We start from the raw sequence: 13,511 nt of genomic DNA on the forward strand, positions 1-13,511 counted from the left end.
GGTGTCCTGCAATCAAACCCCGACGCCCAGCAAGCCTTCCAGCAACTCCTGGTCGGCCGCCAGCTCCGCGCTGGGCCCCGCGTGCACCACGGTGCCGCGCTCCAGCACGATCGCCTTGTGCGTCATCTCCAGCGCGAGCACCGGATGCTGCTCCACCACGATCGACGCGAGCCCTTCGGATTCGCAAAGCCGGCGGATCGCCGCCGCCAGCTCCTCCACGATGATCGGCGCGAGGCCTTCCATCGGCTCGTCGAGCAGCAGCAGCTTCGGGTTGGTCATGAGCGCGCGGCCGATGGCGAGCATCTGCTGCTCGCCGCCCGAGAGCTGGTTGCCGTAGTTGCCGCGACGCTCGCGCAGGCGCGGGAAGAAGTCGTAGACGCGCTTGAGGTTCCAGCCGCCCAGGCGCGAGATGACGGTGAGGTTCTCCTCGACGGTGAGTGAGGGGAACACCTCGCGTTCCTGCGGCACCCAGCCCAGCCCCGCGCGCACGCGCTGGTGCGAGGGCCAGCGCACGATGTCCGTGCCCTGCCAGCGGATCGCGCCCTGCATCACGCGGGTGTTGCCCATCAGCGTCTCGAGCAGCGTGGTCTTGCCCACGCCGTTGCGCCCGAGGATGGCGAGGCTCTCGCCCTGCTGCAGGGAGAAGTCGAGCCGGTCGAGCACCACGGCGTTGCCGTAGCCGGCGGTGACGTTGTCGAAGGCGAGTGCTTCAGGCATGTGGGTGTGGGTGGTGGTGGAGGTGCGAGCTGCCCAGGTAGACCTCGCGCACGCGCGGATCGGCGCCGATGTCCGAAGGCGTGCCCTCGGTGAGGATGCGTCCGCCCACCAGCACCGAGATGCGGCGGGCGAAGCGGAAGACCAGCTTCATGTCGTGCTCGATGAAGAGCACGCTGATGTCCGCGGGCAGCGCCGCGATGGCCTCGAACAGCTCGCCGCTCTCGTCCTCCGGCACGCCGGCAGCGGGTTCGTCGAGCAGCAGGATGCGGGGCTTCGCCGCGAGCGCGAGCGCAATCTCGAGCAGCCGCTGCTTGCCGTAGGCCAGCTCGGCCACGGGCACGTCGGCGAGGCCGTCGAGCTTCAGCGTGCGCAGCAGCGCATGCGCCTCGTCGAACACCGCGGTGCAGCCCTTCAGCGGCCGCCACCAGGTGGCGCCCAGCCCTTCGCGCTCGCTGATCGCCAGCACCACCGACAGCAGCGGCGTGAGGCTGGGAAAGAGCGTGTTGATCTGGAAGGTGCGCGCCAGTCCCATGCGCGCGCGCCTGTCGCCGGAAAGGCGCGTGATCTCGGTCGCGCCCATGTGGATGCTGCCGCTGGTGGGCTTGAGCACGCCGGTCAGCAGGTTGATGAGCGTCGTCTTGCCGGCGCCGTTGGGGCCGATCAGCGCCTGCCGCGCGCCGGGTTCGAGCGAGAGGTTCACCTCGGCCACGGCCTGGAAGGCGCCGAAGCGCACGCCGAGGTCCTGCGCGCGCAGGCTGTGCGTGGTGTTCGTCATCGCGCCTTCCCCGTGCGAACGAAGCGCGAAAGCGCACCCATGATGCCGCCGCGCCCCAGCATGACGGCCGCGATCAGGAAGATGCCCAGCCAGAACATCCAGTACTGCGGATTCATGTCGGCGAACCAGTCGTGCACCAGCATGTAGACGATGGCGCCGATCATCCCGCCGTACAGCCGCCCGGTGCCTCCGAGCACCAGGATGATCAGCACCTCGGCCGAGCGGTTGAAGCCGATCGACTCGATGCCGACGAACTGCGTGGTCTGCGCCAGCAGCGCGCCCGCCACGCCCGCCACCGCCGCCGAGAAGGCGTAGGCCATGCGCAGCCGCGCCTCCACCGGCGAGCCGATGGCCGTCATGCGCTTGCGGCTGTCGTGGATGCCGCGCAGCGCCAGCCCGAAGGGCGAGCGCAGCACCAGCCGTACCAGCAGGAACATCGCGAGCACCACGACGAAGGCGTAGCCGAACGCGGTCTTGCCGTAGAGGTCGAATTCGAAGAAGCCGAGCACCGGCGCGATGACCACGCCCTGCAGCCCGTCGGTGCCGCCGGTGATGCCCGAGAGCCGGTTGGCCAGCTCGTACAGCAGCACGCACACGCCGATGGTGATCATCAGCCGCGTGAGATCGGCGCCGCGCACCACCAGGTAGCTCAGCGCATAGCCCAGCGCGCCGCACACCGCGAGCGCGACGACGAGGCCGCTGAAGGGCTCGCTCCAGCCGTACTTGGCGAGCAGGCCGGCCGCATAGGCGCCCGCGCCGAAGAAGGCCGCGTGGCCCACGGTGAGGATGCCCGCGTAGCCCAGCGCCATGTCGAGCGACACGGCGAAGAGGCCGAAGATCAGCACCTGGCTCATCAGCGTGAGCTTGTCGGGCAGCAGGAAGAAGCTCGACGCCAGCGCCAGCCAGAAGGCCGCCTCTGCGATGCGCAGCTGCGCGGGAGAAAGGTTCAGGGCTTTCATGCGAGCCCCTTCTTCGCGACGATGCCGTTCGGCCGCACCAGCAGCATGACGATCATGAAGACGTAGATGAGGAATGCGCCGGTCTCCGGCAGGTAGTACTTGCCCGCCACGTCGACGATGCCGACCAGCAACGCCGCAATGAAAGGTCCTGTGACCGTGCCCGCGCCGCCGACGCAGACCACCATCAGGAAGTAGACGAGGTACTTGAGCGGAAACGAGGGCTCCAGCCCCAGCATCCCCAGGCTCAGCGCGCCGCCCAGGCCGGCGAGGCCGCAGCCCAGCGAGAAGGTCAGGAAGAAGAGCCGCTGCACGTGGATGCCGGTGCCGCCGGCCACGCGCTGGTTGTCCACCGCCGCGCGCACCATCGCGCCGTAGCGCGTCTTGCCCAGGCCCAGCAGCAGCGCGGCCAGCACCAGCACGCCGCAGACGATCAGGAACAGCCGGTAGCGGCCCACTTCCAGGCCCGCCAGCGACATCTGCCCGTCGAGCACCGGCGGCAGCGCGAAGGGCTGCATCGTCGGGCCGAAGAAGTAGGTGAAGGCCGCGATCGACACGAACACCACGCCGATCGACAGCAGCACCTGGTCCAGCGGATGCGCGCGGTACAGGCGCCGGTAGAACACGAACTCCAGCACCGCGCCCAGCACGGCCGCCGCCACGAAGGCGGCGGCGAGCGAGAGGCCGAAGCCCACGCCGAACCGGCTCATCAGCACGCTCGCGGCATAGCCGCCCACCATCGCGAAGCTGCCGTGCGCGAGGTTGACGAAATTCATGAGCCCCATCGTGATGGACAGGCCCACGCCGATGAGGAAGAGGAGCATGCCGTAGGCCACTCCGTCGAAGATCACGATGCCCATGAATTTCCCGCTGGCTGACTCGCTGGCTGAACGACTGAACGATGAGGCTGCTGCGCGCCTACTTGGCGGCTGCGCCTTCCTTCGCCGGGTCCTTCACGCGCTCGAATTTGTCGAACTCCACGTTCACCAACTGGCCGTTCACGCGCTCGGTCTTGCGGATGTAGACGGTCTGCACGATGTCGCGCGTGGCCGGGTCGATCTCCACCGGGCCGCGCGGGCTCTCGAAGCTCAGGCCCTTGAGCGCGTCCATGAACTTGTCGCCGGCGGTGTCGCCCTTGGTCTTGGCCAGCGCGAGTTCGATGGCGGCCATGGCGTCGTAGGCGGTCACGGCGAAGTAGCTCGGGCGCAGCTTGGTGCCGTTGTCGGCGGCGAAGTCCTTCACGAACTTCTGGTTCTTCGGCGAGGGGTGCGCGAAGGAGTAGTGGTGGCTGGTGACCAGGCCCAGCGCCACGTCGCCGGTGGCGTCGAGGTAGCTGTCGTCGGTGGCTTCGCCGGTCGCGAAGAGCTTGATGCCGGCCTGCTCCATGCCGCGCTCCTTCCACACCTTCAGGAAGGCCGGCGGCATCACGCCCGAGGGGAAGAAGAAGAACACGGCCTGGGGCTTGGCGTCCTTGATGCGCTGCACGTAGGCCGAGAAGTCGGGGTTGTTCATCGGCGTGCGCACCTCGCCCGAGACCTTGCCGCCGCCGGCGGTGAAGGTCTTCTTGAAGGCGGTTTCCGCGTCGACGCCCGAGGCGTAGTCGGCGACCACGGTGTAGGCGTCCTTGATGCCTTCCTTGAGCATGTAGCGCGCCATCGGGTCGGTGACCTGCTGCACGGTGAACGACAGGCGCGCCACGTAGGGCGAGCTGGTGGTGATGGCCGACGAGGCCGCGTTCATCACGATGGTGGGGATCTTCGCCTGCGTGGCGATGGCGCCCACGGCGTAGGCGTTGGGGCTGAAGTCCAGGCCGGTGAGCACGTTCACCTTGTCGCGCACGATGAGCTCCTGCGCGATGCGCTTGGCGGCGTCTGGCGCGGGGCCGGCGGTGTCCTTCTTGATGATCTCGACCGTGCGGCCGCCCACCTTGCCGCCGTGCTCCTTCAGGTAGAGCGCGATGCCGGCGTCGAACTGGCGGCCGTAGTCGGCGTACGGGCCCGAGTAGGTGGCGATGAGGCCGATGCGCAGCGGCTCGTCGGCCGCATGCGCCGTGGCGCCCGCGAGGCCGAGGCCGGCCAGCAGCAGGGTCGAGAGGAGGGTTCTCTTGGTCATCGTCATGGAAAAGGACCTTTCAGGTGGAGTGGATGCGCCCGACGGGGCGCTGCTTTCGTGTAACCGGGTGCAAGCGAAGCGCGCGATGATGCCCGAGCCTGGCGTCAGACCTGCGTATCGGGCACGCGCACAGTGAGGCCATCGAAGGCCGCGGTGATGCCGAGCTGGCAGCTCAGCCGCGAACCGGGCCGGCGCTCGGACGCCACGGCATCGAGCAGCGCGCTCTCCATGTCGTCGGGCGGCGGCAGCAGGTCGATGAAGGCGTCGTCCACGTAGACGTGGCAGGTGGCGCAGGAGCAGCAGCCGCCGCACTCGGCATCGATGCCGCGCACGTTGCCGCGGATGGCGGTCTCCATCACGCTGGCGCCGACCTTGGCGTCGACCTCGCGCGTGGTGCCGTCCTTGAGGATGTAGTGGATCGTGGGCATGGGGTTTTCTTCAATGGTGAACACCGCGGAACCGGCTTTGCCGGGCCGCTGGTGTTGCCCCCTGCAAGGGGGTTGGAGGCCACACGAAGTGGGCAAGCCTGGGGGTGTGCGTCATGTTCAGAACATGTCGAAGTACTCGCGGTGTTCCCACTCGCTGACTTCGAGGTTGAAGCGGGCGATCTCCGCTTCCTTGATGTGGCAGAGGTAGTCGACGAAGGTCTTGCCCATCTGCGCGTTGAGCATCTCGTCGCGGCGCAGGCAGGCGAGGGCGTCGCCCAGCGAGCGGGGCAGCTGCTCGGCCGGCGTTTCGTACGGCGCGTCGGCCGAGGGGCCGGGGTCGATCCGGTTGCGGATGCCGTCGAGGCCCGAGAACAGCTGCGACGCCAGGTACAGGTACGGATTGGCCGTCGGTTCGCCCACGCGGTTCTCGATGCGCGTGGCCGACTGGCCCGGGCCGCCGAGCACGCGCAGCATCGCGCCGCGGTTGTCCTTGGCCCAGATCGCGCGGTCGGGCGCGAGCGAGAAGGGGCGGTAGCGGCGGTAGCCGTTGATGGTGGGGCTCGCCAGCGCCGCGGCGCCGCAGGCATGCGCCTTGAGGCCGCCGAGGTAGTGCATGCCGGTCTCGCTCAGCGGCTGGCCGCCCGCGGCTTCCGGCATGAAGGCGTTGACGCCGTCGCTCCTGCGGCGCAGCGACTGGTGCAGGTGCCAGCCGCTGGACATCACGTTCGGGATCTTCGGCCGGCACATGAAGGTGGCGTGCAGCCCGTTGCGCTGGCAGACCTGCTTGATGGCGCTGCGCAGCAGCACCATGGTGTCGGCGGGCATGACGCCGGCCGTGGGGCCGAAGGTCAGCTCGAACTGGCTGGGGCCGAATTCGATCTCGAGCGAGCGCAGCGGCAGGCCCAGCGCCATGAGCTGCGAGCGCAGCAGCTCCATCAGGTCGTCGACGCGGTCGTAGCGCAGCTCGGTGAGGTACTGGTGGCCGTGCGAGAGCAGCGACACGCGCGGCGGCTCGCCGGGCTGGCCGGAATCGGACAGGCCCATGCGAGGGTCGTCGAGCCTGAAGACGTGGAACTCCACCTCGAGGCCGGCGATGAAGTCCAGCCCCAGCTCGTCGAGCTGGCGCACCGCGCGCTGCAGGATCTGCCGCGTGGCGAAGGGGCAGGGCTTGCCGTCAGCCATGTAGGCGTCGCACATCACCCAGCCGGTGCGCGGCGACCACGGCAGGACCTTGAAGGTGGCCGGGTCGGCCACGATGGTGAAGTCGGCGCCGCCCTGCAAGCCCTCGACGGCGAAGCCGCCGCCCTGCGTGAACACCGGGAACACGGTCTTGTGCGAGGTGTCCTTCGCCAGCAGGGTGGAGGTGAGGTTCACGCCCTCCCAGAGGGCCGAGCGCGCCTCGCTGGCGACGAGCGTCTTGCCGCGCAGGATGCCGTGCTGGTCGGGCCAGGCGAAGCGGACGAGGTCGACCTCGCCGCCGTCGATGCGGCGCACCAGTTCCCTGGCCTGCGCGTGCTGGTCTTCGCTCCAGAGGCCGAAGCGGTCGACGAATGTGTGGCTCGTCATGGCGTGTGCTCAGGTAGCGGCCAGGCGTGCGGAGGCCCAGTCGGACTTCAGTCGCCGCGCGCGGTCGGCGTCCTGCCAGTAGGCCTCGGTGGCAGCCTCGTCGGCGACGTTGCGGCCGATGCCGTCGATGGAGGGCGGCCCGGTCATGGCGCTGGCCTGCGCGGCGTCGATGACCATCGGTGCGCCTTCGCCGGCCAGCGTGGCCTCGATCGCCTTCACCAGCACGCGGCGGTAGGCAATGATCCCCTTGTCGGTGCTGCCCAGGTGCTCGCGCGTGCGGTCCTGGATAGGGCCCTGCGACTCCACCGCCCACTGGTCGTGCACGTTGATGTCGTCGCCCATGCCGGTGTAGGTCTCGGTGAGCTGTTCCTCGATGCTGTAGCCGTAGTTGTTGCGCTTGTTCTTGCGCGATGTGTAGTCGGGCAGCTCGTAGAGCTTCAGGCGCTGCTCGCGCATCTGCTGCTTGTCGACCGGGCCGGTGAAGCTGGTGAAGATGGCGTACCAGTAGCAGTGCGTGTCGTCCACGGGCACGTGCCACTGCGAGATGGTCATCTCGGAGCTCATCGGGATCACGAAGGCCTGCGGGAACACCAGGTTGGTCACGCGCACGTGGGTGGCGTCTTCGGACAGCTTGCGCAGCGCCTTCAGGCGGAAGCCGTAGTCGGTGGGCTCGACGCTGATGTCGGGCCGGTCGTACTCGCGCAGCACCTTGGTGATCGGCATGTCGGAGTCGGCCGAGGCGCCGCGGAACTGCTTGCCGTAGCTCCCGGAGGTGTCCTCGTCCTCGAAGAAACGGTGCAGGTACGAGGCATGCGCCGGGTCGATGCCCACCTCGAGTGCCTGCAGCCAGTTGCACTCGAACAGGCCCTTGAACGCGAAGGTGTGGCTGTCGGGCGCGACGAAGCAGTCGAACTCGGGAAAGGCCGGGGGCTCGCCCTCGCCGATGTAGGCGAAGACCACGCCGCTCTTCTCGACCACCGGGTAGGCCGACTGCTTGATGCGCGTGCACAGCTTGCTGGTGGCGGGCTCTGCCGGGGTCTCGAGGCAGTTGCCCTTGGCGTCGAACAGCCAGCCGTGGAAGGCGCAGCGCAGGCCGCCGTTCTCGAGCCGGCCGAAGGCGAGGTCGGCGCCGCGGTGCGGGCAGTCGCGGTCGAGCATGCCGAGCTGGCCGCTCTCGTCGCGGAAGAGGACGAAGTCCTGCCCCATGAGCTTCACTGGCTTCACAGGCCGCGGGCCTGCCAGTTCGTCGGCCAGGGCCACCGGCTGCCAGTAGCGGCGCAGCAGCTTGCCGGCAGGGGCGCCGGGTCCGACGCGGGTGATGAAATCGTTCTGCTCTGCGCTGATCATCGTGCGGGCTCCATCGAGGGGACTGTGGAAAGAGGCTTGCAGCCATTGCATGCAACTGTATGCATTGTCTTGGTGATCCTCGATCCCGGTCAAACTTTCATCTGCCAAATTGCCCCAATATGGGCCTTGGAAGGTCAAAATCAGGGTAAACGCTGAGCGTATCGTCGGTTTTTGACACTTGTTGTGACGCAATGCATGCAACAACCGAGCCAGAGTAAATACGCTGCGTGCAATGCCGGGCCTGTCTCCTAGAATTCGCCCCATGGACTCCCAACAATCCCGCGTGCTCGTGCAACTGCGCGACATGATCCTCAAGGGTGAATTCGTGCCCGGAGAGCGGCTGGCCGAGATCCCGCTGGCCGAGAAGCTCGAGGCTTCGCGCACCCCGGTGCGGCTGGCGCTGGCCAGCCTGGAGCACGAAGGGCTGATCGAGCAGTCGCCCAGCGGCGGCTACCAGATGCGCCGCTTCACCTCGCAGGAGGTGGCCGACGCCATCCGCGTGCGCGGCGTGATCGAAGGCTTCGCCGCGCGCCTGCTGGCCGAGGACGGCGCCTCCCGCCAGCTTCTGCGCGACCTCAAGGACTGCCTGGAAGACGGCGACCGCGCCGTCAACAAGCCCAGCATGGAGCTGGACGACTACGCCGCCTACGTCGAGATGAACGACCGCTTCCACAAGCTGATCATCGAAGGCTGCGGCAACCTCGCGCTCAAGCGGGTGATGGACATGCTCGGCGGCCAGCCCTTCGCCGCGCCGAGCGCGATGCTGCCGATGCAGTCGTCGATGGAAGAGGGTCAGCAGTGGATGCGCCAGGCGCACCGCACGCACCATGCGATGGTGCAGGCCATCGAGCGCGGCCAGGGCTCGCGCGCGCAGGCGCTGGGCGAGGAGCACGTCGAGATCGCGCGCATGAACCTCGACTACGCGCTGGAGCGGCCCGAACTGGCGGCTGAGCTGATGCCGGGCATCAAGCTGGTGTCCAAGGGGCGCGGCGGCGCCTGAGCCCCCGGGGGGGGCGGGGGCTGGCGGCGCGCGCTCAGCTGCTGAGCGCGCGCCGCGGAGCCACCACCGCCTCCACCGCCGCGCCGACCGCCAGCAGGCGGTGATCGGTGTTGCCGATGCTGGCGAGCATCAGCCCCACGGGCGCCGTGCCCGCGTCATGGCAGGGCACCGAGAGCGCGCAGCCGTCGAACAGGTTCACCACCGAGGGGTTGCGCAGCATGCGGGCGTTGATGCGGTAGTAGGTGTCGTCGTCCTTCAGCACCTCGGCGATGGGCGGGGCGATGTCGGGCGTGGTGGGCATCAGCATCGCGTCGTAGCCGATGGCGGCCGTGTTGATCGAGCGGATGAACTGCCGGCGCAGCGCCTGCAGCTGCAGGTAGTCGGGCGCGGTGATGGTCTCGCCGGTCCTGATGCGGGCCAGCACGCGCGGGTCGTACCTGGCCGCGCCGGTCTTGATGATCTCCCGGTGCCAGGTGAAGGCCTCGGCGGCGGTGATCATGCCGCGCGGGTTGATGGCCGACGCCTTCGAAAACTCCGTCATCGGCAGCTCGGTGACCGTGGCGCCCGCGGCCGACAACTTGGCCAGCGCCGACGCGTATGCCGCGGCCACGGGCGGCGACAGCTCGTCCTGGAAGAAGGTCTTGGGCACCGCGAAGCGCAGGCCGCGCATCGGCAGCACGCGCAGCGGCCGCTGCAGCTCAGCGGCCAGCACGGCGTCGAGCAGCGCGCAGTCTTCCACCGTCCAGGCCATCGGCCCGGCCGAGTCGAAGGAGGTGGACAGCGGCAGTACGCCGTCGAGCGGAATGCGCCGCTGCGTCGGCTTGAAGCCCACCAGCCCGTTGAGCGCGGCCGGGATGCGCAGCGAGCCGCCGGTGTCGGTGCCGATGGCGCCGGCCGCCATGCCGTCGGCCACCGAGATCGCGCCGCCCGAGGTCGAGCCGCCGGGGATGCGGCCGGTCGCGCGGTCGTAGACGTTCTTCGGCGTGCCGTAGTGCGGGTTGATGCCCAGGCCGGTGTAGGCGAACTCGACCGTGTTGCTGCGGCCGATGATGATCGCGCCGGCGCGCCGCAGCCGCTCGACGACAAGGGCGTCGCGCGCCGCGGGCGGCTGGCCGGCCAGCACCATCGAGCCGCCGAGCGTGGTGACGCCGGCTTCGTCGAACAGGTCCTTCAGCGAGATCGGGATGCCGGCGATCGGCGAGGCGGGCGGGCGGCCGCTCCTGCGCTCGGCGTCGAGCCGAGCCGCGGTGGCGCGGGCCGAATCGGCATGCACACGGATGAAGGTGCGCGCGCCTTCGCCGGCGGGGTTCTGGATGGCGGCCAGCGCTTCTTCCACCAGTTGGCTGCTGCTGAGGCTGCCCGCGGCGAGGCGGCGCGACATCTCTGACATCGACAGCAGGCCCATGGCCCTGCCGGGGGGCGGCTCGGCCGGTCCCTGGGCGAAGGCCTTCGGCCATAGGGAGAGCAGGCTCGTGGCCGCGGCTGCGCCGGCGGTCTGCTGCAGGAATTTGCGTCGTTGTTGTGTCCGCTGCTGCGTCATGGCGCGCTCCCCATCGATCAGATGGAATCGGGCCAGTCTACACAGCGACTGCGGCCAAGACGTTGCCGGCCGTTACGAGGTGCCGGGCACCTCGACCAGCAACTGGGGCCTGTAGCCTTCCTGTTCGCCGTTGCGGGCGTAGCCCAGCGGGTTGGCGACCACGCGGCAGCCGTTCTTGACGTAGTCGGACGGGCAATGCAGGTGGCCGTGCAGCCACAGCCTTGCCTGCGGCAGCAACTCGTCCAGCGCATTGCAGAAACCGGCGGTGCCCGGTGTCAATCCGTAGCGCGGATCGGCGCTTTCCAGGCTGGGCGCGAAGTGGGTGATGGCCACCGTGGTGCCGTCGAAAGGCTCGGCCAGAGCCTGCGTGAGCCAGGCCTGGCAGGCCAGCGCCTGGTCGCGCAGCTGTGCGGCGAGGAAAAGCTCGCCGTTACGCATGGTGGCCGCTTTTTCAAGATAGAAATCGGCCGCGCGCATCGCCTTGCCGCGTTTCTTCAGCGCCTCGGCCAGGCTGTCGGTCGGTTCGGCCAGCGCGTCGAAATCGGCCCAGAGGGTGGTGCCGACGAAGCGGACGCCTTCTATTACCCTGGTTTCGCGCTCCAGCCAGATGATGTCGAGCTCGTCGCAGAGCGCGCGCAGGCGCTGGTGGGTCTCGTCGAAGTCGAGGCTGTCGTACTCGTGGTTGCCCGGCACGTAGATCACCGGCACCGGCCAGCCATTGCGGGGCGAGAAGCGGCCCAGGCCGAAATCCGTGTCGGTCAGGCGGGAACCCTGCTGGTAGGAGCCGATGTCGCCCGCAAGTACCAGCAGGTCCGCGCCCGGCAGCGGCTGGGCACGGAAGCGGGGATGGGACTCCAGGTGCAGGTCGGACAGCAGTTGCAGCTTCATCGTCGGGCCAGTCTAGGTGAATTGCCCCATGCACGACGCGCATAAGGTCCGGGTTGATTTGCTAGGGTTAACCCTTATTCTTGAAACATCAACCACTCCAGCGCCGCCACGAGCAGCGCACCATCATGTTCAGCCTCATCGCCCAAGTGGCCCGATTCTTCTTCCGCTCTTCCAACGTCAATGCCCCGGCCAGCCATGCCGCCGCACTGATGGAAAGCGCCGACATGCGCGCCGGCCGCGGCGCCCATCACGCCCAGGAACTGCGCGCCGCAGCCAGCGCCTGGCTCAGCGTCGTCCGCTGATCCCTATATATATATATATAAGTAGCAGGCAAAGAGGTCAGCCGGGCACCTTCTGCCCGAGGACCGACCCGGCGAAAGCCGCGGCTGCCGAGCGCAACAGCGCATTGCGCAGCCATTCGTGAGAGTGCCCGTGCTGGGCGCGCCGGTGCCAGATGGCGTCGACGTGCACCGGCGGCTGGTCGAAGGGCAGGTCGCGCAGCACCAGCTGGTCGTCGATGCCGGTCACGGTCACGAAGTGACGGGGCAGCACGGTCAGCAGGTCTGAATTGGCGACCACCCGGCCGGCAGTGAAGAACTGGTTCACCGTCACCACGATGCGCCGCTCGCGCCCCATGGCGCCCAGCGTCTGATCGATGAATCCATAGGGCCGCCCCGAGAAGCTCACCAGCAGGTGGCGGGCGGCGCAGTAGTCGTCCAGCGTGAGGGGCGCATCGGCCAGCGGATGGCCCCGCCGCATCACGCATACATATTGACCCAGGTAGAGCCGCTGGGTCTCGAACGGCACCCCCACCCCCGACTGCCCCCGCGCCGCGAGGCTCGCGATCACCGCCGGGAAGTAGCCGACCGCCATGTCGACCTCTTCCTGTTCCAGCATGCGGCGCGGATCGCGCGTGGTCAGCGGCAGCACGCGCAGGGAAATGGCCGGCGCTTCCTTCTCGGCAATCTGGACCAGGCCCGGGATGAGCTCGGCCGCGGTGGCATCGGCCATCGCCAACAGGAACGTGGTGTCGGCCGTGCCGGCATCGAATTCGCCGGGGGCGAGCGTGTGCTGCAGCTGGCGCAGGGCGTCCCGCACGGTCGGCCAGAGGGCGAGCGCCCGCGGCGTGGGTTCCACGCCGGCGCCCGAGCGGCGCACCAGCTCATCCCCGAGAACCTCCCGCAGGCGCCGCAACGCGTTGCTCACGGCCGGCTGCGTGATCGACAGGTTGCGGGCGGCGCGCGTGAGGTTGCGCTCCGCCATCACCTCGTCGAAGACGCGGAGCAGGTTGAGGTCGAGCGTGCGAAAGTTGACGTCCATCAGCCTTGTGAATGATAAACATCAGAAAGATAAAGTGGATAAACACTGGGGTAATCCCTAATATCACCCCCATCGGCCTTGTTCGCCACCACTGATTACCAATGTCCCAGGAGGGATGCATCATGACCAGCTTCGTTCACGTTGACCAACCTACCGTCCACCCCGGCGTCCGTCGCGCCGAAGTCCTGTTCGGCCAGATCCAGGCCGCTCGCGCTGGTGCCAAGGGCGCCCGCCCACTCATCGCCCTGCTGATCGTCGCCGTCGCGGCGGCCGTGCTGGTGGTGACCGAGTCGCTCGTTTCCAACTGGAACGACGGCGGCCTCCTGGCCGTCTGGACCGTGTCGGCCATAGGCCTGTTCGCGGTGTTCGCAGGCTCGATCAGCCAGGGCGCCATCGGCACCGCATGGCGCGCTGCCGCACAGCGTCGCGCTGCTGCCCGTGCCGATGCCCGCTTCCTGGAAACCGCCAAGAACGACCCGCGCGTGATGCAGGACCTGCAGGCTGCGATGTGGCGCCAGCAACCGGAAGGTACTGTCCCGGCCGCCGAGGCAGCCAAGATCGACGCGCTGGCCCGCATGAGCGCCCGGTCGCAGGAAGTGCGCATGCCCACGCTGTACGAAGCAATGCGTCGCATGAACAGCTCGCGCTACTACTAAGGAACAGCGATCCGCTAATGAAGAAAGCCGCCTTCGGGCGGCTTTCTTCATTTATGAGGAGAGGCGCAGAGCCTCTGCGCAAAAAAGTCTGCGAGAGTGGACGAAGCCTCAAAATCTGTCATATACTCGTGGGCTTCGCTGCTGAATGCCTCTGGTGTTCGGGTCTGACGGGGTTCTTCGGGGCTGGTTGGATGGGGTGAAGAAAA

General features: G+C 68.3%; 14 protein-coding genes. 3 read left to right on the forward strand and 11 right to left on the reverse strand.

Annotated features, from left to right (window positions below; all coding sequences use genetic code 11):
- Positions 1-12: 12 nt before the first annotated feature.
- From FHT32_RS15910 to FHT32_RS15945, 8 genes are all read right to left on the reverse strand, one after another.
- Positions 13-717 carry an ABC transporter ATP-binding protein gene (locus tag FHT32_RS15910; RefSeq protein WP_176665556.1) on the reverse strand — a complete coding sequence of 235 codons (705 nt, stop codon included), beginning with the start codon at positions 715-717 and terminating at the stop codon, positions 13-15.
- A complete protein-coding gene (locus tag FHT32_RS15915) occupies positions 710-1,492 on the reverse strand; it encodes an ABC transporter ATP-binding protein (protein WP_176665557.1) in 783 nt (260 codons plus the stop codon). Before FHT32_RS15915 ends, FHT32_RS15910 begins: the two co-directional genes overlap by 8 nt.
- Positions 1,489-2,451 carry a branched-chain amino acid ABC transporter permease gene (locus tag FHT32_RS15920; protein ID WP_176665558.1) on the reverse strand — a complete coding sequence of 321 codons (963 nt, stop codon included), beginning with the start codon at positions 2,449-2,451 and terminating at the stop codon, positions 1,489-1,491. Before FHT32_RS15920 ends, FHT32_RS15915 begins: the two co-directional genes overlap by 4 nt.
- On the reverse strand, positions 2,448-3,308 hold the full coding sequence (locus FHT32_RS15925; protein WP_176665559.1) for a branched-chain amino acid ABC transporter permease: 861 nt from the start codon (positions 3,306-3,308) through the stop codon (positions 2,448-2,450). The genes FHT32_RS15920 and FHT32_RS15925 overlap by 4 nt, the downstream gene beginning before the upstream one ends.
- A 58-nt stretch (positions 3,309-3,366) precedes the next feature.
- Positions 3,367-4,566 (reverse strand): ABC transporter substrate-binding protein, encoded by a 1,200-nt coding sequence (locus FHT32_RS15930; RefSeq protein ID WP_176665560.1) that lies wholly within the window; start codon positions 4,564-4,566, stop codon positions 3,367-3,369.
- Positions 4,567-4,664: 98 nt separating this feature from the next.
- Entirely contained in the window at positions 4,665-4,988 is a 324-nt protein-coding gene (locus FHT32_RS15935) for a 2Fe-2S iron-sulfur cluster-binding protein (protein ID WP_176665561.1), read from the reverse strand.
- Between the two features lie 117 nt (positions 4,989-5,105).
- Positions 5,106-6,554, reverse strand: a complete 1,449-nt coding sequence (locus tag FHT32_RS15940; RefSeq protein WP_176665562.1) for a glutamine synthetase family protein — start codon at positions 6,552-6,554, stop codon at positions 5,106-5,108.
- Between the two features lie 9 nt (positions 6,555-6,563).
- On the reverse strand, positions 6,564-7,901 hold the full coding sequence (locus FHT32_RS15945) for an aromatic ring-hydroxylating dioxygenase subunit alpha (RefSeq protein WP_176665563.1): 1,338 nt from the start codon (positions 7,899-7,901) through the stop codon (positions 6,564-6,566).
- Between the two features lie 262 nt (positions 7,902-8,163).
- On the opposite strand from FHT32_RS15945, the gene FHT32_RS15950 reads away from it, so the two are divergent.
- Positions 8,164-8,901: a GntR family transcriptional regulator gene (locus tag FHT32_RS15950; protein ID WP_176665564.1), complete on the forward strand. Its 738-nt coding sequence runs from the start codon at positions 8,164-8,166 to the stop codon at positions 8,899-8,901.
- A gap of 34 nt (positions 8,902-8,935) precedes the next feature.
- Here FHT32_RS15950 and FHT32_RS15955 read toward each other — a convergent pair whose 3' ends face one another.
- Both FHT32_RS15955 and FHT32_RS15960 read right to left on the reverse strand, forming a co-directional pair.
- Positions 8,936-10,441 (reverse strand): amidase, encoded by a 1,506-nt coding sequence (locus FHT32_RS15955; protein WP_256099009.1) that lies wholly within the window; start codon positions 10,439-10,441, stop codon positions 8,936-8,938.
- A 72-nt stretch (positions 10,442-10,513) separates the two neighbouring features.
- A complete protein-coding gene (locus FHT32_RS15960) occupies positions 10,514-11,329 on the reverse strand; it encodes a metallophosphoesterase (RefSeq protein ID WP_176665565.1) in 816 nt (271 codons plus the stop codon).
- A 125-nt stretch (positions 11,330-11,454) separates the two neighbouring features.
- Here FHT32_RS15960 and FHT32_RS15965 point away from each other — a divergent pair, with 125 nt between their 5' ends.
- A complete protein-coding gene (locus tag FHT32_RS15965; protein WP_176665566.1) occupies positions 11,455-11,631 on the forward strand; it encodes a hypothetical protein in 177 nt (58 codons plus the stop codon).
- A gap of 37 nt (positions 11,632-11,668) precedes the next feature.
- Here the strand turns inward: FHT32_RS15965 and FHT32_RS15970 are convergent, their stop codons facing one another.
- Positions 11,669-12,649: a LysR family transcriptional regulator gene (locus tag FHT32_RS15970; protein ID WP_176665567.1), complete on the reverse strand. Its 981-nt coding sequence runs from the start codon at positions 12,647-12,649 to the stop codon at positions 11,669-11,671.
- A 122-nt stretch (positions 12,650-12,771) separates the two neighbouring features.
- Between FHT32_RS15970 and FHT32_RS15975 the strand changes: the two genes are divergently transcribed.
- A complete protein-coding gene (locus FHT32_RS15975) occupies positions 12,772-13,305 on the forward strand; it encodes a hypothetical protein (protein WP_176665568.1) in 534 nt (177 codons plus the stop codon).
- Positions 13,306-13,511: the final 206 nt, after the last annotated feature.

Origin of the sequence: Variovorax sp. SG517 (genome assembly GCF_013376045.1) — a bacterium.
GTDB lineage: Bacteria > Pseudomonadota > Gammaproteobacteria > Burkholderiales > Burkholderiaceae_C > Variovorax.

What these genes read in the sequence shown, in the direction of transcription:
- FHT32_RS15910 (WP_176665556.1), bottom strand. Translation starts at nt 717, where the DNA reads ATGCCTGAAGCACTCGCCTTCGACAACGTCACCGCCGGCTACGGCAAC.
- FHT32_RS15915 (WP_176665557.1), bottom strand. Translation starts at nt 1,492, where the DNA reads ATGACGAACACCACGCACAGCCTGCGCGCGCAGGACCTCGGCGTGCGC.
- FHT32_RS15920 (WP_176665558.1), bottom strand. Translation starts at nt 2,451, where the DNA reads ATGAAAGCCCTGAACCTTTCTCCCGCGCAGCTGCGCATCGCAGAGGCG.
- FHT32_RS15925 (WP_176665559.1), bottom strand. Translation starts at nt 3,308, where the DNA reads ATGGGCATCGTGATCTTCGACGGAGTGGCCTACGGCATGCTCCTCTTC.
- FHT32_RS15930 (WP_176665560.1), bottom strand. Translation starts at nt 4,566, where the DNA reads ATGACGATGACCAAGAGAACCCTCCTCTCGACCCTGCTGCTGGCCGGC.
- FHT32_RS15935 (WP_176665561.1), bottom strand. Translation starts at nt 4,988, where the DNA reads ATGCCCACGATCCACTACATCCTCAAGGACGGCACCACGCGCGAGGTC.
- FHT32_RS15940 (WP_176665562.1), bottom strand. Translation starts at nt 6,554, where the DNA reads ATGACGAGCCACACATTCGTCGACCGCTTCGGCCTCTGGAGCGAAGAC.
- FHT32_RS15945 (WP_176665563.1), bottom strand. Translation starts at nt 7,901, where the DNA reads ATGATCAGCGCAGAGCAGAACGATTTCATCACCCGCGTCGGACCCGGC.
- FHT32_RS15950 (WP_176665564.1), top strand. Translation starts at nt 8,164, where the DNA reads ATGGACTCCCAACAATCCCGCGTGCTCGTGCAACTGCGCGACATGATC.
- FHT32_RS15955 (WP_256099009.1), bottom strand. Translation starts at nt 10,441, where the DNA reads ATGACGCAGCAGCGGACACAACAACGACGCAAATTCCTGCAGCAGACC.
- FHT32_RS15960 (WP_176665565.1), bottom strand. Translation starts at nt 11,329, where the DNA reads ATGAAGCTGCAACTGCTGTCCGACCTGCACCTGGAGTCCCATCCCCGC.
- FHT32_RS15965 (WP_176665566.1), top strand. Translation starts at nt 11,455, where the DNA reads ATGTTCAGCCTCATCGCCCAAGTGGCCCGATTCTTCTTCCGCTCTTCC.
- FHT32_RS15970 (WP_176665567.1), bottom strand. Translation starts at nt 12,649, where the DNA reads ATGGACGTCAACTTTCGCACGCTCGACCTCAACCTGCTCCGCGTCTTC.
- FHT32_RS15975 (WP_176665568.1), top strand. Translation starts at nt 12,772, where the DNA reads ATGACCAGCTTCGTTCACGTTGACCAACCTACCGTCCACCCCGGCGTC.